We start from the raw sequence: 21,067 nt of genomic DNA on the forward strand, positions 1-21,067 counted from the left end.
TCATCCTGTCCCGCCCTTGCGCGGCTCCGAGCGACGCGGCATCGGGCGGGTGGGAATCTCTTTCAGCAATCCTCCGACTCCCATGGCGGCAATATCCGTGGATGTCACATCGACGCCGCAGATCACCCGCTCCAGCACCCAATCGGCTCCATTCAGCGCGGGCGAGCGCGCGCACCCCGGCAGGCCGATCACGGGTTTCCCTCGATAGCGGCCAAGAAACAGCAGGTTGCCCGGATCCACCGGCATGCCGAACCGCGTCACCTCTCCCGCCGCGCGGCGCAGGGCCTGCGGGGCGACATCAAGGGGGTCGGATGTGGCCGAGCCGGTCAGGATCAGGATCACCTCTCCGGGCGCTGCGGCGATAGCCTCTGCCAGTTCTGCTTCGCAGTGGTGCACAACCACGCGATCGGTCAGCTCCATCCCCATCCGGTCGAGCCGCCCCGCCATGGCCGCGCGGCCCTTTTCAGACGGGATCTCCTTGGATACGCGCGTTTCTATGAGGGTTGCGGTCCTGAATACAGGCGGCAGCACCCGCAGCGCGCCAGCAGCTCCACTCGCGGCCTGTTTCAGATCCACCTCTGGTACCCCATAGGCGATGATCTTGATGGTGGCGATCATGCCGCCCTCATCCACGCGGTGATACTCTGGCACGGTTGCGATGGAAATCATCGGGTCGACAGCATTCACGTCCTCCAGCCGCGCCCGGTCGAGCTGCACCACGCCGCAGGTTTTCGCATAAAGATTCACCCGCCCCGCCCCCGCGCCGGAAAGGCGCAACCCCTGCGCGGCCTCATCCGGCACGATGGCGCGGGCGAGGGCCTGTGCAGCAGCATCCTCGTGCAGATCGCCCTCCTCCAGCCGGGCGACGATCACCTCGGACAGACCCGCTGCGGCGAGATTGCGTAGATCTGCGGCAGTCAGCGCCGTGCCCTTGGCGATCTTGCGGCTTTCCAACTGCAGCGAATGGGCCAGGATCGCACCCTCGGCCTGATCCAGTGGAAGGGGGCCAAACTTCACGGGCGTTTCCCGCGCAGCACGGCCGTCATCTCCGCCAGGATCGACACGGCGATTTCAGACGGACCCGCCGCGCCGATATCAAGGCCGATGGGGCCGTGGATGCGGGCGATCTGCTCTGCGGTGAATCCCCCCGCCGTCAGCCGGTCCACCCGCTTGGCATGGGTGCGGGTCGAGCCCAGCGCACCGATATAGAAGCAATCTGCGCCCAGCGCCGCCTCTAGCGCGGGATCGTCCAGTTTCGGATCATGTGTCAGCAGAACCAGCGCAGTGCGGGCATCAAGGCCAAGCTTTTCCACCGCCTCGTCGGGCCAGTCATCCATCAGCCTCTCACCGGGAAAACGCGCGGCGGCGGCGAAGGCTTCGCGCGGGTCGATCACCACCGGATCATAGCCCGCGATCCGCGCCATCGGCACCAGAGCCTGGGCGATGTGCACAGCCCCCACCACGATCAGCCGCAGCGGCGGGTTGTGAATTGCGACAAAGGTCTTGCCGTCCTCCTCGACCCCCGAGCGGTCCATACGCAGGCGGTCAGCATAGCCATCTCGCACCAGTCGCCGTGCGCCGGTCTCCAGATTGACCTCATAGGCCAGCGCGATACGCTCTTTGCGGGCCGCGACCAGCTCTTTCAGCATCTCGGCCGGCAGGGCACCGCCCACGGGCTCCACCAGCACCTTGATGGTGCCGCCACAGGCAAGCCCCACAGCAAAGGCATCATCGTCGCTGACCCCGAATTCGAGCAAGCGATGCTGGCCGTCCTCGATGGCTTCCAGCGCCTCAAAGACCACCGCACTTTCGACGCAGCCGCCCGAGACCGAGCCTTCGATACGGCCATCGCCGCCCACGACCAGTTGCGATCCGGCCCGGCGCGGCGCCGACCCCCATGTCTGCACCACTGTCGCCAGGGCTGCCCCCGTGCCATTCTCATGCCACTCCAGCGCCACCTCCGGCGCGTTCTCAAACCGCGCGGTTTCCCCCGTCATGCAATCCTCCCGGCGTGTCTTCCGCCCCTGTTGCCCCCAAGGTTGACCCGAAGCGGGCAGGTTTCAAGCCACAAAACGCACGCGAAAACGAAGAACGCCCGCCGAGACCGGCGGGCGCTTTGGCTGTCACAAGCCCGGGAGGGAGCCTATTCAGCCGGTTGCAGATTGGATTTCGAGGGCGTCAACCGCTCCGGCAGGGCAAAGGCCAGCGCGATGAAACCAAGGCCAAGAACGATGCCGAGGATATCGCCCGGCAGCGCGGTGATCCCGTCGAACTTGGATCCCGGAACGGTGCCGATGGTGACCTTGCCGCCCGCGACCGAATCCAGCAAACCGCTCGATTTCCACATCGGGTAGGTAACCATATAAGCCGCCGCACCAAGAAGGCCGCCCGCGATGAAGAACAGCGCATCCTTGCGCCCCGAGGCGGCCGCGACAACGCCGGTGCCGGGGCAATAACCCGCCAGCGCCCAGCCGGCGCCCAGCATCAAGCCGCCGATGAAGACGCCGATATAAGCCGCCTTGACCGACATATGACCCACGTCGACAAAGCCCAGCATCTGGCCTGCGAACATCAGGACCGAGCCGGTGCCGATGGCCAGAAGGATGGTCTTGGCCAGATTGAGGTTGGTGAGGTTCAGCATCTTGCCGATCAGGTTGGGGTTGGAGGCGCCGATACGGTCCAGAACCGCGCCAAAGGCCACACCGATAACGATTGCGAGAACGATGGACATCATGGATCAGGCCTCCTTCTTGAACAGCATCAGGGATACGGGGATCGCAGCGGCAAAGGCACCGGCGGCAAAGATATAGCCCGACAGCGCGGTCTGCATCATGCCCGACATCATGTGCCCCGAGGTACAGCCGCCCGCCAGACGCGCGCCGTAAAGGACGATGAAGCCACCGACAAAGGCCGCACCATAACGCAGGGCGACCCCGTCGCCCATGTTGGCGCGCCACAGATCCGGGATGCTGCGCTCTCGCGCCGGAATCCCGCCGCGCGCCATCACCGACAGGAAGCCGCCCACCGCCATCGCCAGCACGAAGATAAAGCTGTAGTTGAGCGGGTTCATCACCGATTTGGCATACTTGCCGTTTGATTTCGCCAGATAGGCGTTGGTCGAGGTGTAGCCTTCCTCTGTCTTGGTCACCAGTTCGCTGTTCACCGCATCGCCGATAATCCCGTCAAGGATCACGAATTGCGTGGACACGCCAATCGGCTTGACCAGCATCACCGCCAGAAAGAAGACCACCCCCAACAGGAGCCCTCCGGTTTTCCAGTTCATGGCCATCATCAGCCTCCCATTTTACATTCCATTGATGGAATATAGCAGGTCGGATGGGGGTCAGGCTTGACCCAGATCAATTACATTCAGTTTTCGGAATTGATCAGAGCAGCGCCATCAGGCGGGCCTTTTCGCCCTTATCCTGCGGGGAGGAGATCACCCGCGCCAGATCTTCCAGCGAGGCAATGGAGTGGCCGGCGCGAAAGCTGTCCACATGGGGCAGCATGGCGCGGATGCCTTGCGCCTTGGGGGCGAACCCTTCCCAGCGCAAGAGCGGATTGAGCCAGATCAACCGCCGCGATGACAGGTGCAGGCGCTGCATTTCGCGTGCCAGTTGGTCCGGGTCGTCCCGGTCCAGACCATCCGTAATGAGCAGCACCACCGCCCCCTGCCCCATCACCCGGCGCGACCAGTCGCGGTTGAAGTCATGCAGGCAGGATCCGATGCGGGTGCCGCCCTCCCAGTCCTGCGCCTCGGCGCCGGCTGCGGCCAATGCGGCATCCACATCGCGCGTGGCCAGATGGCGGGTGATATTGGTGAGCCGCGTGCCAAAGGTGAAGCCATGCACCCGCGCCCAGCCGGCGCCCTTTTGGTTGGCGACCGAATGCAGGAAATGCAGCACGATGCGGCTGTACTGGCTCATCGAGCCGGAGATATCGCAGATCACCACCAGATTGGGCCAGCGAATGCGCCGCTTGGCGCGGGCGATCTCCTGAAGGTCCCCGCCCCGGCGCGCGGCATTGCGCAGGGTGCGGCGCCAATCGGCCCGCTCCCCGCGCGGCGCTGCCATCAGGCGGCGGGACTGGATCGGCTGCACCGGCAGGCGCATCTGAGCAAGGATGCGTTTGGCGCGGGCGACTTCATCCGTGCTCATCTGCTCGAAATCAAGGCTGCGCAGGCGCTCCTCGGAGGACATGGTGAGCGCGGCGTCGATCTCGAATTCGGTGCCCTCCTCGTCTTGCCCTTCGGGCAGGTCGAGTTGCTCGTTCGCCCCATCCAGCAGCGCCTCGGCGGCGCGTTTTTCCGCCGGTTTGGCGGCGCGTTCTTCCTGCACGCCGCGAATGGCGGGCAGCATCGCCGCCATCATGTGTTCCAGAAACCTAGGGTCGCGCCAGTAGAGGCGAAAGACCTGCGCAAAGACGGTGCGATGCTCGGGGCGGGTCACGAAACAGGCATGCAGCGCCCAGTAGAAATCCTGCCTGCTGGTGAAGCCTGCCGCCGCCACCGCCTGCACGGCGTCGATCACCCGCCCCGGGCCGATGGGCAGCCCCGCCTTGCGCAGGGCGCGGGCGAAATGAGTGATATTCTGGACGAGTTTGGGATCGTCCGGCAGCGAGAGTTCGGGCAGTTCAACCATCAGATCAGCGCCAAGGTCACGGCGTCTCCTCCAGTTTCTGCTTGGCCTTGTCGAGGATACGTTTCGCCTCCGATCCCTGCAGTTGCGCGATATCGTCCTGGTATTTCAGGATCGCGCCCAGGGTGTCGGCGATCACCTCGGGCGACAGGTCAATCACGTCGAGCGCCAAGAGGCAATTGGCCCAGTCGATGGTTTCGGCCACGCCCGGTTTCTTGAAAAGATCCTCGGTGCGCAGCGCCTGCACAAAGGCAACCACCTCGCGGCTGAGCTTCTCGGAGGCTTCCGGCGCGCGAGCGCGCAGGATTTCGACTTCGCGGGTGAAATCGGGATAATCCACCCAGTGATAGAGGCAGCGCCGTTTCAGCGCGTCATGCACCTCGCGGGTGCGGTTGGAGGTCAGGATCACGATCGGCGGCTCGGGCGCCTTGATGGTGCCGAGTTCGGGAATCGTCACCTGAAAATCGCTGAGCGCCTCCAGGAGAAACGCCTCGAACGGCTCATCTGTGCGGTCCAGCTCGTCGATCAGCAGAACGGGCGCGCCGTTCTCATCGGGGCGCATCGCCTCCAAGAGCGGGCGTTCGATCAGGTACTCATCGGAAAAGAGTTCGGTCTGCAGGGCCGCGCGGTCGGCGCCGCCAGCCGCCTCGGCGGTGCGGATCGCCACCATCTGGGCGGCAAAGTTCCATTCATAGACCGCGCTGGAGGCATCGAGCCCTTCATAGCATTGCAGCCGGATCAGGCGACGGCCCAGCGCCGCCGACAGCGCCTTGGCGATCTCGGTCTTGCCGACGCCTGCCTCGCCTTCGAGAAACAGGGGACGTCCCAGACGCAAAGACAGGAACACCACAGTCGCAAGGGCGCGACCGCAGACATAGCCCTGCTGCCCCAGCATCTCCTGCACCTGATCGATGGATTGCGCCTCTGTCATGCCTTGCCTCCCCGCTAGCTCGCCCCAAAAGGCCACGGGGGCAGCGCGCGGTCAAGGCTGGTCTGCCCCCAGATTTTCGCTTCATCGGCAACACTTCGAAAAGGGTTAACGCGTAAATACGTAGCCATGATTGACGCATTACCCCTGCCCTGCCATGGATCTTGGCAACAACACGCCCCGGCTGCGACATGGCTATGCGCGGAAACGAGAGGCGAAATGCAGGCGACAAGGCAGCAGATCGAATGGTGATCAAGGGATCCTTTCATACTGGCAGGCACCGCCGCGGCAGCGCGGAGGCCACATGATGCGCATCACCGCCGTCACCTGCGTCAAGAACGAAGGGCCGTTCCTTTTGGAATGGATCGCCTTCAACCGGCTGATCGGTGTCACTGATTTCCTGTTCTACTCCAACGATTGCAGCGACGGCACCGACCGCCTGTTGGATGCCTTGGCGGCGCGGGGGTTGGTGCAGCACCTTGCCAACCCTGCCGAGGGGCGCAATTACCAGATGGAGGCGCTGAAGGACTCTCGCCGCCATGATATCGTCACCCAGGCCGACTGGGTCTGGGTCGCCGATGTGGATGAATTCCTGAACATTCACGTGGGTGACCATACGATCCCCGCTCTGATCAATGCCTGCGGTGATCCGCAGGCCGTCTCGGTCAGTTTCCAGTTCTTTGCCAATGACGGGATTGAAGCCTTTGAGGACGCGCCGGTGATCGCGCAGTTCACCCGCTCCCACAACCCGGACATCTGGTGCGCCGATCGGGCCATCGAGGTGAAGACCTTGGTGCGCCAGGATTTCCCCCTGCAATACTATGGCGCCCACCGCCCGTTCTTTCGCAAAGCGCTTGCCAAGGACAAACGCCCCGCCTGGACGGATGGCGCAGGGCGACAGGTGCCGTTCAAGTTTCTGGTGGCCGCAAATCGGGACCGCATCCGGAAATTTCCGGCCAGGGGCGCGCGCCTGCATGCCACGCTCAACCACTATGCGCTGCGCTCGCTCGACAGCTATCTGGTCAAGAACGACCGGGGCGATGTAAACCGCGAGAACCGCGCCTTTGATGATACCTACTGGCGCGAGCGCAATGATGCGGCCTTTGAGGACCGATCTATCCAGCGCTACCTGCCCGCACTGGAGGCCGCACTGGCCGAATTGAAATTCGATCCTGAAATCGCCGCCCTGCATGCCGATTGCGTGCGCCTGCACCGGGTAAAACGGGACGAACTGCTGGCCCACCCCAGCTATCAAGCCATGCGCGACCAGCTGCGCGCCGCTCCCACCCTGCCGCCGCAGGAAGAGGCGCTGTTGCGTGACTTGGGCCTTTGGGATCAGGAGACCGCACAATGAGCCTCAGAGTGATCAACCTGGGCCTGCCGAAATCGGGCACCACAACGCTCGGCAAGGCGCTGGCGCAGGCGGGCTATAGCGTTGCGGACCACCGGTTGCGTGACCGCGAACAGGACAAGCCCGGCAAGCGGCGCATCTTTGTCGGCAGCCTTCTTTACAAGGGGCTATATGAGCGCGGCGATCCCATGGCCTTTCTCGACGGATATGACGCCCTGTCGGAGATCAGCTTCATCCACGGCAAGTTCTCGGTCTGGCCGCAGTTCGACTTTGCCCTCTTGAAGGTGCTGAAGGAACAGAACCCGGATCTGAAGTTCATTGCCACCCGGCGCGATGCGGAGAGCCATTCACGCTCGATCATGGCCTGGAACAACCTTGGTACCGCGCGCCTGCCTGCCAGCACCGTTCCCGGCCTGCCCATCGGCTACGGCAAGACGGCTGAGCAGCAGATGATCTGGATCGACGGACATTATGAGGCGCTGAAACACTGGTTCCGGGAGGATCCCGACTACCTTGAGATCAACGTCGCCGATGCGGATGCGCAACAGCGCATCAGCGCCTTTCTGGGGCGGGATCTGCCCTGGTGGGGCAAGGCGAATGTGAACAAGAAGGCCGGTGGTTAGACGATGCGCATCCATCTTCATATCGGCCTTGAACATGTGGGCGCGGAGCGTCTGCAAAAGGTGCTGGCCCAGAAACGCGACCAGCTGCGCGGCAAGGGCGTGCTGTTTCCCACCTCCCCCGGCGGCAGCAACCACACCCGGCTGTTCATGGCCGCCACCGACCCGGATCACGTGGACCTGTTGCGCGCAGCGCGCGGCTTTGCCGATCCTGAAAAACAGTCGCTCTTGCGGGAGAAACTGGTCGAGGATCTGGCCCGCGAAGTGTCTGAGGCACAGCCCGATGCGCTGATCCTCTCCGCCTCGCAACTGGGCACGCGGCTGTCGCGCCGCAGCGAGCTGGAACGGATGCGGGACATGCTGGCGCCCCTCTCGGATGACATCCGCATCATTGCGCAGATTGATGATCCCGCCCGCCTTTTGGCGCACGGCTATGGCGCGCAGGTTCTGAATGGCCGCGCCGCGCCCCTGTCTCGGGATCTCGACCTCATAGGGGCCCCGGATTGGTGGCTCGCCAGCATTGGCACGCTGCCAAAGATCGCCCCCGAGGCCGGAATTTTTGAAGAGACCGAGGGCGCCCCCTTCTGGCTGGATTTCGCAGGCCTTCAGGCACGCTGGGAAGAGGTCTTCGGAGCGGCCACGCTACAGTTTCGATCCTATGACGAAGCGCGTATCTACGGTCCAGAAGCGACCGAAGAGCTGCGCGAGATGTTCGGCATTGCCCCGCAGATCGGGCGCGCCAAACCCGGCAAGGTGCAACCGGCTCCGCCCGCCGCCTGGATCACCCGAGCGCGGCAGCTCAACGAGCTATTGCTGCGGCTGATCCGGCACAAGGGCGTCATGGTGCCGCTCAAGCTGCGGCAGGCGTTTTTCAATGAGGTTCATGTTCCGGGGGATCCGATCTCGCCGGACAGCCTGTCGGCCATTCGCGCGCGCTTTGCCGATGCGAACGCGGCGCTGGTCGCGCACCATCCGGCCCTTCACGCCGACAGTTTTCCGATTGACGTGCCCCCCGCAAAGGTCTGGCAGGAAGCCGACCCGCAGATGGGCTATCGCGCTTCGCAGTATCTGGCCAGTTTCCTGCCGCATATCGAGCCTGCCCCAGAGGTGAAACGCCCTGCAAAGACGGCCTCGACAGCCGCTCAGCCCAGCGAGGCGGCCCGCAGGGTCATGACGCCGCTGGCGCTCAAGAACTTCGAGATGCTGCAAGGCTCTGCGTTCAGGCCACACAACGACATGGACGCGCTGGACGAGGCCGCACCTGCCGCGCCTTTCACCGAAGCGCCCCGCCGCCCCCTGCCCGAAGGCAGCAGCGGTACGGTGATCGTCGGCTGCATGAAGAACGAAGCGCCCTATATCGTCGAATGGATCGCCTACCACCGCGCCATCGGCGTCGACAATTTTATGATCTACACCAACGGCTGCGAGGACGGCACCGCCGAGATCCTCGACCGGCTGCAGGAGATGGGCGTCCTTCAGCACCGAAACAATGACGACTGGCGCGGCCAGTCTCCGCAACAGTTCGCCCTGAACCAGTCGCTCAAAGAACCGGTGATCCAAAACGCCGAGTGGCTGATCCATATCGACGTGGACGAATTCATCAACGTGCGCTGCGGCAATGGAACGCTTCAGGATTTCATCGACCGTGTGCCGGGTGCCACCAATGTGGCCATGACCTGGCGCCTGTTCGGCCACAATGGCGTGACCGACCTGAGCGACGATTTCGTCATCGGTCAATTCGATGCCTGCGCGCCGAAGTATTGCCCCAAGCCGCATACCGTCTGGGGCTTCAAGACCATGTTCAAAAACACCGGTGCCTATCAGAAACTGAGCTGCCACCGCCCCAACAAGCTGCAGGACGCGATGCGCGATCAGGTGGCCTGGGTGAATGGCTCGGGCCGTGACATCACCCGCGAGGCGATCGACAACGGCTGGCGCTCATCGCGCGCCTCTGTCGGATATGATCTCTTGCAGCTCAACCATTACGCGCTGCGATCAGCCGAGAGCTTTCTGATCAAACGCCAGCGCGGGCGGGCGCTGCATGTGGATCGCTCCATTGGCCTCAACTACTGGATCCGCATGGATTGGAACGACCACAAGGATACCACCATCCAGCGCAACCTGCCGCGCCTGAAGTCCGAATACGACCGGCTGATGAAGGATGATGCCTTGCGAACCTGGCACGAGAAAGGCCTTGCCTGGCACCGCGCCAAGGCGGAAGAGTTGCACGGGATGGAGGAATTCGAGACCCTTTACAGGCAGGCGCTTGAGGTCAAGCTGAGCGCAACCGAGCGCGTCGCCTATGCGCTGGCGCTGGATATGGAGAGCTGAACAGATGACCGCCGCCGCGACTGCCGACCCCGTGCTGACCTGCCTCGACATGCGCTTCCCACTTGATAAGGCGGTCCTGCCGCCCCGCGCGCGCAAGCTGTTGCGCACTGGCGCCTATGAGGCAAAGGAGGCCATCGCCGCGCAAAAACTGATCCGAAAGGGTGATGTGGTGATGGAGCTGGGCGGCGGCATCGGTTTCATGTCCACGCTGGTAGCAACCAAGACCCCCGCGCGCGCGGTCCATGCGTTTGAAGCAAACCCTGCGTTGATCCCCTATATCCGCCGGGTTCATGCCCTGAACGGCGCCAGGACAGCGCAAGTGACCCATGCGGTTCTGGGCGAGCGAGACGGCACGGCTCCTTTTTACGTGCGCCCCAATTTCCTCGCCTCCTCCCTCAGCCCGATGGAAGATGACAGCCCCGAAGTACAAAAGGTCGAGGTGCCGACGCTGGACATGAACCGGGTGATGGCCGACTTGCAGCCCACCGTCCTGATCTGCGACATTGAGGGGGCCGAGGTGGACGTGCTGCCCCAGATGGATCTCTCCGCTTTGCGCGCCGTGCTGATCGAAACTCACCCGCAGTGGATCGGCAAGGATGGCATTCGCAAGGTCTTCAAATGCCTGGACGACGCCGGGCTGGTGTTCTTTCCGCGCTGGTCGCACGGCAAGGTCGCCGTCTTCCGGTCCGACTGGTAGCGAGGAAAACAGGTGGTGCGCTTCCTGGCCATCCTTTCTGTGCGCAACGAGGCGGCCTTCCTGCTGGAATGGCTGGCCCATCACCGCGCCGTGGGGTTCACCGATTTCCTTGTGTTCTCGAACGACTGCCAGGACGGCACCGACAGGATGCTGGACCGGCTGGATGCGCTCGGCCACCTTACCCATGTGCGCAACGAAGGCCCCTATGGAAAGGGCGGCATCCAGTTCAGCGCCATGAAGCTCGCCGACAGGCACCGGCTGGTGAAGAAGGCAGACTGGATTCTGGCGCTGGATATCGACGAGTTCGTCAATATCCACGCAGGGCGCGGTACGCTGAACGATCTTCTGGAGGCCCTGCCGGATGCGGATGCCATCACCCTCACCTGGCGGCTGTTCGGCAATGGTGACACGCCGCGCTATGAAGACCGCCCGGTGACAGAACAGTTCACCCGCTGCGCGCCCGAGGTGGTCCACTGGCCCTGGCGCGCGGCCATGTTCAAGACGCTGTATCGCAACGACGGCACCTACCGCAAAACCGGCGTGCACCGCCCGCGCGGGCTGCGTGAGGACGCCGATCTGGATCGCTTCCGCTGGTTCGACTGCGAGGGGCGTGAGCTGGGGTCGGCCTTCAAGACAAAGCGGCTGTTTTCCGACTATGGACAGCCCAATCACCGGCTGGCCCAGCTCAATCACTACCCGCTGGGCGCGATGGAAAGCTATGTGCTGAAGGCCGACCGGGGCCGTGCGGTGCACTCCGATCACTTGCTGGGGCTGGACTACTGGGTCGAGCGGAATTTCAACACCGACGAAGACGCCACCATAACCCGCTACGCCGCCGCCCGCGATGCCATCCGGGCCATACTGATGGAAGACGCCAAACTGTCCCGTCTTCATGCCGACGCGGTCAGCTGGCGGCATCAGCGGTTTCGCGAGCTGATGCTGGAAGAACCCTATCGCGCCCTGTTTTCCCGCCTTTTGATGACGCCGCCTTCGCGCCCCATCAACGCGGTGACTGCGCGCACCCTGACCGGATTTGCCCTTTTGGGACGCCGCGAAGAGGCGCAGCGCGCACGCAAGGCCCCATCCGGTGCCCCCGAAACCGGCGAGGGTTAGGCGCGACACCGGTCACGATGCAGAGGACCAGGTCGCAAACTGGCATGAGTTTTTCTCAATTTTGCCCCATTTCGCCGCTATCAGATCCAAAAGCATCCGCCGGACAAAGCAGCGGAGACAAAAGGGCATAGGCATGCAGGACAGCGCAGACACGCTTGAGACCGATCTTTCCGGGCTGAAACCAGCCGAGTGGAAAACCCGTCTTGCTGCGCTCAGCGAAGAGCTGGGGCTGTTCCAGCCCTTGAGCAAACGTCACTGCGCCTCCTTCATCGACGAAGGCAATACGCTTCTGGTGACCTTCGAGACCATTCAAGGGATCCAGAACCTGTCAGACCTGGCCCAGCCCCTTGGATTTGACCTGGTGCGCAACCTTGGCTGGTCGCATCTGTGCCTGATTTCGGACGCAGATACCTGGTTCCGCGACGACCAGGTCTATGCCTTCTTCGACCAATTGATCGACGATGGTTTCTTCGAGGAATTCGACAAGGTTCTCTTCTATGGGGCCGGCCCCTGCGGCTATGCGGCCTGCGCCTATTCCGTGGCTGCGCCCGGTGCCACGGTGGTTGCCATCCAGCCTCAGGCGACGCTTGATCCGCGCATGACCGAATGGGACGAGCGGTTCATCGAGATGCGCCGCACCTCGTTCACCGATCGCTATGGTTATGCGCCGGAGATGCTGGATGCAGCCGATCACGCCTTTGTCCTTTACGACCCGTACGAGCGTCTTGACGCCATGCATGCGGCGCTTTTTGCACGCCCCAACGTCACCCGGCGACGCCTGCCCAATTTCGGCGATGCGGTTCAGACACGTCTGATCGAGATGGAGATCCTCTATCAGCTGCTGTCCATGGCCGGGTCGGACAAGCTGAGCGACGAAGCCTTCTCGCGCCTTTTGCGCGCGCGGCGCAACAACCCGGCCTACCTGCGCAACGTGATGGCGCATCTGGACAAGACGGACCGCCCCTACCTGATGACGCTGCTGTGCCGCAATGTCTCGGCGCGGCTGCGGGCGCCGAGGTTCCGCCAGCGCCTGCAGAACCTGCGCCAACGGGCGGCGGACGGCGACTTTACCCTGCCCCCCGAAGCCTAGCGGCAAAGGCGTCGGCGCCGCTTCCCCTTTGCACGCCCCTGTGCTAACGCAGCGCCATGACCGACACGCTCACCCTCACCCGCCCCGATGACTGGCATCTGCATCTGCGCGATGGCGCCATGCTGCAGGCCGTTCTGCCCGAAACCGCCCGCCATTTCGCCCGCGCGATCATCATGCCGAACCTGGTGCCGCCCGTGGTCACCGGCGCGCAGGCCGCCGCCTACCGCGACCGCATCATGGCCGCCTTGCCCGGTGACATGACGTTCGAGCCTCTGATGACGCTTTACCTGACCGAGGATACCGATCCCGGCGATGTGGCGGCGGCTCATGCCTCGGGGCTGGTGAAGGCGGTCAAGCTGTACCCGGCGGGGGCGACGACCAACTCTGCCTCGGGCGTGCGCGATTTCGACAAGGTGCGCCCGGTGCTGGAGAAGATGGCCGAGATCGGCCTACCGCTGTGCGTCCACGGAGAGGTCACGGATGGCGACATCGATATCTTTGACCGCGAGGCGGTGTTCATCGAGCGTGTTCTGGACCCGGTGCGCCGCGCCACCCCCGGCCTGCGCGTTGTGATGGAGCACATCACCACCCGTGACGGCGTGGACTATGTGAAGTCCAATGAGGCAGACCTCGGCGCGACCATCACCACCCACCACCTGATCATCAACCGCAACCACATCCTCGTGGGCGGGATCAAGCCGCACTACTACTGCCTGCCCGTAGCCAAGCGCGAAGAGCATCGCCTGGCCCTGCGCGCCGCGGCCACCTCGGGCGATGCGCGGTTTTTCCTTGGCACGGATTCGGCGCCCCATACCGACCCCAACAAGGAAAGCGCCTGCGGCTGCGCCGGCTGTTTCACCGCAACCAACACCATGGCCCTTTTGGCGCATGTCTTCGAAGAGGACGGCGCGCTGGACAAGCTGGAAGGCTTTGCCTCGAAAAACGGCCCCGCCTTCTACCGCCTGCCGGAAAACGCCGAGACGATCACGCTTGTGAAACAGGACGCCCCGGTCGCCTTCCCCGAGAAGATCGAAAGCGGCGACGGTCCCGTCACCGTCTTTGATCCCGGCTTTCCGGTCTACTGGACCGTTGCCTGATACATGCCCCGCTGCGCATCCGCAGCGGGAACACCCCTGACAGAGGACTGCCCATGATCCCCTCCTCCTACCCGTCTGCCGAAGAAATCGCCCGCCTGTCTGCCCGGATGCTGCTGGAAATCGGCGCGGTGAACTTCAATACCGAAACGCCCTACACGCTGGCCTCCGGCCTGCCCTCGCCCAGCTATATCGACTGCCGCAAGCTGATCTCCTTTCCGCGCATCCGCTCGACGCTGATGGATTTCATGACCGTCACCGTGATGCGCAATGCGGGCTTTGAGGCGTTTGACAATATCGCGGGCGGTGAGACGGCCGGCATCCCCTTTGCGGCGCTGGTGGCCGAGCGGATGGCGCTGCCGATGACCTATGTGCGCAAGAAGCCCAAGGGCTATGGCCGCAATGCCCGGATCGAAGGCGCCATGAGCGAGGGGCAGCGCGTGCTTCTGGTCGAGGATCTGACCACCGATGGCGGTTCGAAACTGTCCTTCGTGGATGCGATCCGGGAAACAGGCGCCACCTGCGGCCATACCGCGGTGATCTTTTACTACGACATCTTTCCGGAGACGACCAGGACGCTGGGCGATCACGGGGTTGAACTGCATTACCTGTGCACCTGGTGGGACGTTCTGGCCGAAGCGCGGGCGCAAGGCGCCTTCACGACCGAGACGCTGGACGAGGTGGAGAAATTCCTCAAGGATCCGCGCGCCTGGCAGGATGCGCATAAATCCGCCTAAACGCGCGGGCGCTCACACATGGCACTTGGGGGCCGAACCCGGCCCCCGCGAACACCTCAACGGGCGTTGACGGGCACGGACCTTTATTTGGACGCACAAGCGTGTCATGCTGCTATATATGGCGTGACCGACGCCTCTCTGGTCCCGTCAGCTGAAAGCGTCAACAGGTGCCGGGCAGTTCTCCACAGGCTGCCCACAGAGATTTCCAGATGGCTTTTGGCCCCCGAATTGACCTATCTATCCGGACCGAGTGAAGAGAGCCGCGATGAACGAATTGACCCCATTCGACGCCGACCAGCCCCCCGCCCCGCTGCCCGAGCCCGGGCAACAGGCCAGCGGCATGGAGGCAAACGAGCTGCCCCATTCGGTAGAGGCCGAGCAGCAGCTTCTGGGCGCGATCCTGACCAACAACGACGTCTACGACCGCGTTGCATCCATCATCAATTCCTCGCATTTCTACGACCCGGTCCATGCGCGCATCTATGAGATCGCCGCCGCGCGGATTTCCAAGAACGCCCTGGCCTCGCCGGTGACGCTGAAGGCCTTCATGGAAGATGACGAGGGCCTCAAGGAACTGGGCGGGCCAGCCTATCTGGCGAAACTGGCAGGGGCGTCGATCTCGGTCTTTGCGGTGCGCGACTATGCGCAGATGATCTATGATCTGGCGATCCGGCGCGAGTTGATCGCTCTGGGCCGATCGATCGCCGACAAGGCGCGGCGCGTCGATGTGACGTCGGAACCCAAAGAACAGATCGTCGAGGCGGAACAGTCGCTCTATCAGCTGGCCGAACAGGGGCAGACCGAGAGCGGCTTCAAATCCTTCCTGAAAGCGGTGACCGAGGCGGTCAATGTCACCAACGAGGCCTACCAGCGCGGCGGCGGCATGGCGGGGATCTCGACCGGGCTGACCGATCTCGACAAGCAGCTTGGCGGCCTGCACCCCTCTGACCTTCTGATCCTCGCCGGGCGTCCTTCGATGGGGAAGACCTCGCTTGCGACCAACATCGCCTTCAACGTGGCCAAGGCCTACAAGAAGGGTGTGAAGCCTGATGGAACCGAGGGCGCGGTGGATGGCGGCGTTGTCGGCTTCTTCTCGCTCGAGATGAGCGCCGAACAGCTGGCGGGCCGAATCCTGGCCGAAGCGTCCGAGATTTCCAGCCACAAGATCCGCCAGGGCGACATGACCGAAGGGGAATTCCGCCGCTTTGTCCAGGCCGCCAAGGATCTGGAAAGTTGCCCGCTGTTCATCGACGACACTCCGGCCCTGCCGATCTCGCAGCTCGCGGCCCGTGCGCGTCGCCTGAAACGGACCCACGGCCTTGACCTTCTGGTGATCGACTACCTGCAGCTCTGCCGCGGCATGTCCGACAACCGGGTGAACGAGATCGCCGAAATCTCGATGGGGATGAAGGCCATCGCCAAGGAGCTGAACATCCCCGTGATCGCGCTTTCGCAGCTGTCACGTCAGGTGGAAAGCCGCGAGGACAAGCGCCCGCAGCTGTCGGATCTTCGGGAATCGGGCTCGATCGAGCAGGACGCCGACGTGGTGATGTTCGTGTTCCGCGAGGAATACTATAAAGAGCGTGAAAAGCCCGGCGATCACGAGCTGGACAAGATGGAAGAGTGGAAGACCGCGATGGAGCGCCTGCACGCAAAGGCCGAAGTCATCGTGGGCAAGCAGCGTCACGGCCCCATCGGCACGGTGGAACTGTCGTTCGAAGCGCAGTTCACCCGATTTGGCAACCTCGCCAAATCCTGGCAGCAGCAGCCGGACGGCTACGAATAACCTCGTTCCGCGAAGGGCAGATCATGAGCATTCACGACTTCATGCAGGCCTACAAACGGGTGTGGGAAGGGCAGGATTCCGAAGGCTTCGCCGCACTGTTCACGCCCGATGGTCAGTATTGGAACACGCCCTTTCAGGTGCAGACCGGCCCGGAAGAACTGGCGCGCTACTGGGACCGGATCAAGCTGCAGCAGGATATCAGCCTGACAGAAAGCGTGCTGGCCGAAACCCCGACAGGGGGCATCGGCCATTGGAACGTCACCTACCAGGTGGCCAGCGAGGAACTGTTCCAGATCTGGGCCAAATCCACCGGCACCGGCCTGCCGGATCGCAAACCCGGCGATCCCCTTCCCCGGATGGAGCTGGACGGCACCCTGGTGGCAGAACTGAACGATCAGGGACTGGCCACCTGCGTGCGGATCTTCTGGCACTCCAACGCCATAATGCCGAAGTGAATTGACGCCACCCGCGCAACAAATCAGTTGGCGTTCTCACAAAGCCGCCGCAAGGCAAACGTGCCAGCCCATTCTCTCAATAGACATCGTCGCAAGCGCGTGGGTGTGGTCTGAAGGCTGTTCATGACTAATGCGATCGTGACATCGCTGACAGAACATTAGGGCCGCATCACTTCATAGCAAAGCTATCACTGTCGACTACGAAGACATGCGGCAGCTCGAAGGGGCGGTGACTTCATCTTCTCCCCGCAGTTCACCCTCTTTGGTACTCCAGCCCCAAGGGGACAGATCCACTACGACCCTTGTTACCTGCGCGATGCTGGCTAGGGACGAAAGCAAGAAAGGTCATTCGAGGAGCCCCACTTTCCTGTTGTTCAAAACATCTTGCGCCCCCTACCAACATGGATAGGTTTTGCACGATACCCTATTCACCTTTCGAAATGTTTTGTTATGACAGTTGTAGTGCCAGGTGCCATCCTGCTTCGGCATTCCACCGTCAGCTGGACATATAGCTGCCGTTGACTTTGGGACCATTTTGGATGGTGGCTTTTCCTGTATTGGATAACCATCCAGGAATGAGGCAGAAGCAGTTGGCTTACAGGTCCCGCGAGCGCCATAAGTGACTGGTGAGTCACTCACTCCTCCAAGAATGACAGTCAAATTGATCCTTCCGGCCTCAGTATTCAGGGCCGCAAGGTATTCTGCACTGCCGCCAACCGGCAAGAACCATCGAAGCAATGCGCGACCGGTATTCGTTGAACGGTATTTCACCGAAATCGGGCGTCCGAAGAAATTTTGAATGGCACCATCCAGAACTACCGCTGTCTTAGTCTGATCACTCAACTTAATATACAAATCGCGGCCAATCGCGTCTCCCTTCATCTCACAGCGAAAAGTTTCCGCAGCGACCAAAGAAGTCGACCAAGTATAAATGAGTAGCAGAAATATGATGCGCATTTTGCAAACTCCAAAGTCTTGAAAAGTAATTTTTTTCAACAGCACATAGCAGTTGAAGTCATCGAGGGGAACCAGCGTCTCCCGTTCAAAAAATCTTCCCCTATCCGGGACTTTTCTCATAGCAAAACCCCAGGCCCCCAGAAACCGGGGTGCTGCGTGACAGGGCACCTAAGGAAAACGAACTCAAGCTGGGGTGTTCCCGAAACAAGCCACTAGCTGCCAATCCGAGCCACAACAGCCCGTTCCCCCTGCGTTTCCCCCTTGACCCCTGCGGCGCGCATGTCATGAACGGCCCATGAGCACGGCACGACTGACAATCAATCTCGATGCGCTGGTCACCAACTGGCGCAACCTCGACGCAAAGACCAACTGCGAAACCGCAGCGGTGGTCAAGGCAAACGGATACGGCCTGGATTCGGGCCGCGTCGCAACCGCACTGGCCAAAGCCGGTGCGCGCAACTTTTTTGTGGCTATTGCCGAAGAGGGCGTCGCCCTGCGTCGCGCCCTCGGCCCCGGCCCCGGCATTTCGGTGTTCTCCGGCCATATGGAGGGCGACGCCAAACTGCTGCGCGAGTTCCAACTGACGCCGATGCTCAACTCGCTGGACCAGATGCTGCGGCATTTCGAAAGCCTGCCCGGCCACCCCTTTGGCGTGCAGCTCGACAGTGGCATGAACCGGCTGGGGATGGAGCCCGGCGAATGGGCCGCGGTGCGCGATATCGCGCTGGGACAAAACCCGGTATTGCTGATGTCACACTTGGCCTGCGCCGACGAGCCGGATCATGCGATGAATGCCCAGCAGCTGAAAGCGTTCCACGAGATGACCGACGGGATCGAGGTGCCGCGCTCCCTTGCGGCCACCGGCGGTATCCTGCTTGGCCCGGATTATCACTTTGACCTCTGCCGTCCGGGGATCGGCCTTTATGGCGGCCAGCCCTTTGGCGATGCGGTGCCCGTTGTGACCCTCGATCTGCCGGTGATCCAGATCCGCGATCTGATGCCCGGCGAAACCGTCGGCTATGGCAACACCTGGATCGCCAACCGCCCCAGCCGCATCGCCACCGTCGCGGCCGGATACGCCGACGGGCTGCCCCGCGCCATGACCAAGGGCGGGCTGTCGGCCTATGCAGGCAGCACCCCCTGCCCTGTGGTGGGGCGGATTTCGATGGATCTGATCACCATCGACGTGACCGATCTGCCGGAAGACCCCCAAATCCTGACCCTTCTGAACGAGGTGCAGACCGTCGATACCCTGGCCAATGCGGCAGGCACCATCGGCTATGAAATCCTGACCTCGATGGGCCGGCGCTACGCAAGGACCTACCAGGGATGAACCCGCTCGACCTTCTGGCCCGGATCGGGCGCCTCGCGCTGGACTGGCTGTCGGCCATTGGCCGGGTGGCGCTGTTCGGGCTGTCGACCCTCACCCACATGCTGCGCCCCCCCTTTTATGGCCGCGAGACGCTGAACGCTCTGCTCCATATCGGCTGGCTGTCGCTGCCGGTGGTGGGCCTCACCGCGATCTTCACCGGCGGCGCGCTGGCCTTGCAAATCTACGCCGGCGGCGCCCGTTTCAACGCCGAGGCCGTGGTGCCCCAGATCGTCGCCATCGGCATGGTGCGCGAACTTGGCCCGGTGCTGGTTGGCCTGATGATCGCCGCCCGCGTCACCTCTTCGATCGCGGCCGAGATCGCCACCATGAAGGTGACCGAGCAGATCGACGCGCTGGTCACGCTCTCGACCAACCCGATGCAATACCTCGTCGCGCCCCGCGTTCTGGCGGCCTTTGTCACCGTTCCGCTGCTGGTGGGGATCGGAGACATTATCGGCATCGCGGGCGGCTATGCGGTGGCGGTGCACAACCTCGATTTCAATGCCGCAGCCTACCTCAAGAACACCGTGGACTTCCTTGAGCCGCTCGACATCATTTCCTCGCTGGTGAAAGGCGCCGCCTTTGGCACCCTCGCCGCGCTGATGGGCTGCTACTACGGCATGCAGTCGGGCCGCGGCGCCCAAGGGGTTGGCCGCGCCACCAAAGGCTCGGTCGAGGCCGCCGCCGTGCTGATCCTCGCCGCCAACTTCCTGCTGACGGGGGTTTTCTTCTCGGTATGATCAAGCTCGACAATGTTCATAAGGCCTTTGGCTCCAACCAGGTTCTGCGCGGCATGACGCTGGAGGTGCCAAAAGGCACCTCGATGGTGATCATCGGCGGCTCCGGCACCGGCAAATCCGTGGCGCTGAAATGCGTCCTGGGCCTCATCAAACCCGACAGCGGCACCATCCTGGTGGATGGCAAACCGGCGGATGCGGGCGACCGCGATGCCTTCCTTGCCCGCTTTGGCATGCTGTTTCAGGGCGGTGCGCTGTTTGACTCCCTGCCCGTCTGGCAGAACGTCGCCTTCCGCCTGATGCGCGGCACGCTGAAACGCCCCGCCGAGGAAGCCCGCGAAATCGCCATAGAAAAACTGCGCCGCGTGGGCCTGAAACCCGATGTGGCCGACCGCCTGCCCGCAGAACTCTCGGGCGGCATGCAGAAACGCGTCGGCCTAGCCCGCGCCATCGCCGCCGAGCCGGAAATCATCTTTTTCGACGAGCCCACCACCGGGCTGGATCCGATCATGGCGGGCGTCATCAACGATCTCATCCGAGAGATCGTGGTCGAGATGGGCGCCACCGCCATGACCATCACCCATGACATGACATCGGTGCGCGCGATTGCCGACAATATCGCCATGCTGCACGACGGGGTGATCAAATGGACCGGCCCGGTGAGCCAGATGGACAATTCGGGAGATCCCTACCTCGACCAGTTCATCCACGGCCGCGCGGAGGGTCCGATCGAGGCGGTGCGATAGTTGGGTTTTCTGGTGCTGATCCTTCTTTGCAGCCCTTTCGCCGGAGCCTTTGCCGCAATATCGCTGGGAAGCAGACTAAAAGATGAAACACCTCTTTACCTGACAAGCCAACTTCTGATGGCGCTGCCTACGCTGTGCTTCTTTTCGATTGTGATCGGACTGTTCCTGACAATCGGCCCGGGATTTCCACCATTCTTCTTAGGGATCCCAATCTTGTTGGCACCCTTTTTCACGGGAACTGTCTGCATCCTTCTGCTCAACGTCCTGAGACTGGGCTATTTCCGGCTTCATGCATCAATTGCGTTGGTTCTCTGCTTGGCCACAACCTATCTGTTTATTGGTCTACTGTGGCCTGACGAGAACTATGACTGATGCCGTTCCCTCGTATTCGCTCAAGCACACCTGCGAATGGCCCC

21 protein-coding genes are annotated in these 21,067 nt (G+C 62.6%); 14 read left to right on the forward strand and 7 right to left on the reverse strand.

Annotated elements, in window-relative coordinates; all coding sequences use genetic code 11:
* The 6 genes from AADA15_RS02445 to AADA15_RS02470 form a co-directional block, all read right to left on the reverse strand.
* A complete protein-coding gene (locus AADA15_RS02445; RefSeq protein WP_341639949.1) occupies positions 1 to 1,017 on the reverse strand; it encodes a molybdopterin-binding protein in 1,017 nt (338 codons plus the stop codon).
* Positions 1,014 to 1,997, reverse strand: a complete 984-nt coding sequence (locus tag AADA15_RS02450) for an XdhC family protein (protein WP_341639950.1) — start codon at positions 1,995 to 1,997, stop codon at positions 1,014 to 1,016. The genes AADA15_RS02445 and AADA15_RS02450 overlap by 4 nt, the downstream gene beginning before the upstream one ends.
* Positions 1,998 to 2,143: 146 nt before the next feature.
* Complete coding sequence (locus tag AADA15_RS02455; RefSeq protein WP_341639951.1) at positions 2,144 to 2,734, reverse strand: DUF6691 family protein; 591 nt, start codon at positions 2,732 to 2,734, stop codon at positions 2,144 to 2,146.
* 3 nt (positions 2,735 to 2,737) lie between these two features.
* Positions 2,738 to 3,283 carry a YeeE/YedE thiosulfate transporter family protein gene (locus AADA15_RS02460; protein WP_341639952.1) on the reverse strand — a complete coding sequence of 182 codons (546 nt, stop codon included), beginning with the start codon at positions 3,281 to 3,283 and terminating at the stop codon, positions 2,738 to 2,740.
* A gap of 103 nt (positions 3,284 to 3,386) precedes the next feature.
* A complete protein-coding gene (locus AADA15_RS02465; protein ID WP_341639953.1) occupies positions 3,387 to 4,640 on the reverse strand; it encodes a vWA domain-containing protein in 1,254 nt (417 codons plus the stop codon).
* A 16-nt stretch (positions 4,641 to 4,656) separates the two neighbouring features.
* The gene (locus AADA15_RS02470; protein ID WP_341639954.1) at positions 4,657 to 5,568 is read right to left on the reverse strand and encodes an AAA family ATPase; all 912 of its coding nucleotides are present in this window, start codon (positions 5,566 to 5,568) and stop codon (positions 4,657 to 4,659) included.
* 304 nt (positions 5,569 to 5,872) lie between these two features.
* On the opposite strand from AADA15_RS02470, the gene AADA15_RS02475 reads away from it, so the two are divergent.
* From AADA15_RS02475 to AADA15_RS02520, 10 genes are all read left to right on the forward strand, one after another.
* A complete protein-coding gene (locus AADA15_RS02475) occupies positions 5,873 to 6,919 on the forward strand; it encodes a glycosyltransferase family 2 protein (protein WP_341640067.1) in 1,047 nt (348 codons plus the stop codon).
* The gene (locus AADA15_RS02480) at positions 6,916 to 7,539 is read left to right on the forward strand and encodes a sulfotransferase (protein ID WP_341639955.1); all 624 of its coding nucleotides are present in this window, start codon (positions 6,916 to 6,918) and stop codon (positions 7,537 to 7,539) included. Before AADA15_RS02475 ends, AADA15_RS02480 begins: the two co-directional genes overlap by 4 nt.
* A gap of 3 nt (positions 7,540 to 7,542) precedes the next feature.
* Positions 7,543 to 9,867, forward strand: a complete 2,325-nt coding sequence (locus tag AADA15_RS02485) for a glycosyltransferase family 2 protein (protein ID WP_341639956.1) — start codon at positions 7,543 to 7,545, stop codon at positions 9,865 to 9,867.
* Positions 9,868 to 9,871: 4 nt separating this feature from the next.
* Positions 9,872 to 10,564 carry an FkbM family methyltransferase gene (locus AADA15_RS02490; RefSeq protein ID WP_341639957.1) on the forward strand — a complete coding sequence of 231 codons (693 nt, stop codon included), beginning with the start codon at positions 9,872 to 9,874 and terminating at the stop codon, positions 10,562 to 10,564.
* A gap of 15 nt (positions 10,565 to 10,579) precedes the next feature.
* Entirely contained in the window at positions 10,580 to 11,677 is a 1,098-nt protein-coding gene (locus tag AADA15_RS02495) for a glycosyltransferase family 2 protein (protein ID WP_341639958.1), read from the forward strand.
* A 133-nt stretch (positions 11,678 to 11,810) separates the two neighbouring features.
* Positions 11,811 to 12,767, forward strand: coding sequence for a phosphoadenosine phosphosulfate reductase (locus tag AADA15_RS02500; RefSeq protein ID WP_341639959.1), 957 nt, complete (start codon positions 11,811 to 11,813; stop codon positions 12,765 to 12,767).
* Positions 12,768 to 12,823: 56 nt separating this feature from the next.
* Positions 12,824 to 13,864, forward strand: a complete 1,041-nt coding sequence (gene pyrC / locus AADA15_RS02505) for a dihydroorotase (RefSeq protein ID WP_341639960.1) — start codon at positions 12,824 to 12,826, stop codon at positions 13,862 to 13,864.
* Between the two features lie 53 nt (positions 13,865 to 13,917).
* Positions 13,918 to 14,598 carry an orotate phosphoribosyltransferase gene (locus AADA15_RS02510; RefSeq protein WP_341639961.1) on the forward strand — a complete coding sequence of 227 codons (681 nt, stop codon included), beginning with the start codon at positions 13,918 to 13,920 and terminating at the stop codon, positions 14,596 to 14,598.
* 265 nt (positions 14,599 to 14,863) lie between these two features.
* Entirely contained in the window at positions 14,864 to 16,384 is a 1,521-nt protein-coding gene (locus AADA15_RS02515; protein ID WP_341639962.1) for a replicative DNA helicase, read from the forward strand.
* Between the two features lie 23 nt (positions 16,385 to 16,407).
* Positions 16,408 to 16,839, forward strand: a complete 432-nt coding sequence (locus tag AADA15_RS02520) for a nuclear transport factor 2 family protein (protein ID WP_341639963.1) — start codon at positions 16,408 to 16,410, stop codon at positions 16,837 to 16,839.
* A 393-nt stretch (positions 16,840 to 17,232) separates the two neighbouring features.
* Here AADA15_RS02520 and AADA15_RS02525 read toward each other — a convergent pair whose 3' ends face one another.
* Positions 17,233 to 17,916, reverse strand: coding sequence for a hypothetical protein (locus tag AADA15_RS02525; protein ID WP_341639964.1), 684 nt, complete (start codon positions 17,914 to 17,916; stop codon positions 17,233 to 17,235).
* A 175-nt stretch (positions 17,917 to 18,091) separates the two neighbouring features.
* Here AADA15_RS02525 and alr point away from each other — a divergent pair, with 175 nt between their 5' ends.
* From alr to AADA15_RS02545, 4 genes are read left to right on the forward strand one after another with little or no spacing between them, the layout of a single operon-like run.
* On the forward strand, positions 18,092 to 19,129 hold the full coding sequence (gene alr, locus AADA15_RS02530; protein ID WP_341639965.1) for an alanine racemase: 1,038 nt from the start codon (positions 18,092 to 18,094) through the stop codon (positions 19,127 to 19,129).
* Complete coding sequence (locus tag AADA15_RS02535; protein WP_341639966.1) at positions 19,126 to 19,908, forward strand: MlaE family ABC transporter permease; 783 nt, start codon at positions 19,126 to 19,128, stop codon at positions 19,906 to 19,908. The genes alr and AADA15_RS02535 overlap by 4 nt, the downstream gene beginning before the upstream one ends.
* On the forward strand, positions 19,905 to 20,651 hold the full coding sequence (locus AADA15_RS02540) for an ABC transporter ATP-binding protein (protein WP_341639967.1): 747 nt from the start codon (positions 19,905 to 19,907) through the stop codon (positions 20,649 to 20,651). The genes AADA15_RS02535 and AADA15_RS02540 overlap by 4 nt, the downstream gene beginning before the upstream one ends.
* Complete coding sequence (locus AADA15_RS02545; protein ID WP_341639968.1) at positions 20,652 to 21,023, forward strand: hypothetical protein; 372 nt, start codon at positions 20,652 to 20,654, stop codon at positions 21,021 to 21,023.
* Positions 21,024 to 21,067: the final 44 nt, after the last annotated feature.

It is taken from the genome of Phycobacter sedimenti (assembly GCF_038148855.1).
GTDB lineage: Bacteria > Pseudomonadota > Alphaproteobacteria > Rhodobacterales > Rhodobacteraceae > Phycobacter > Phycobacter sedimenti.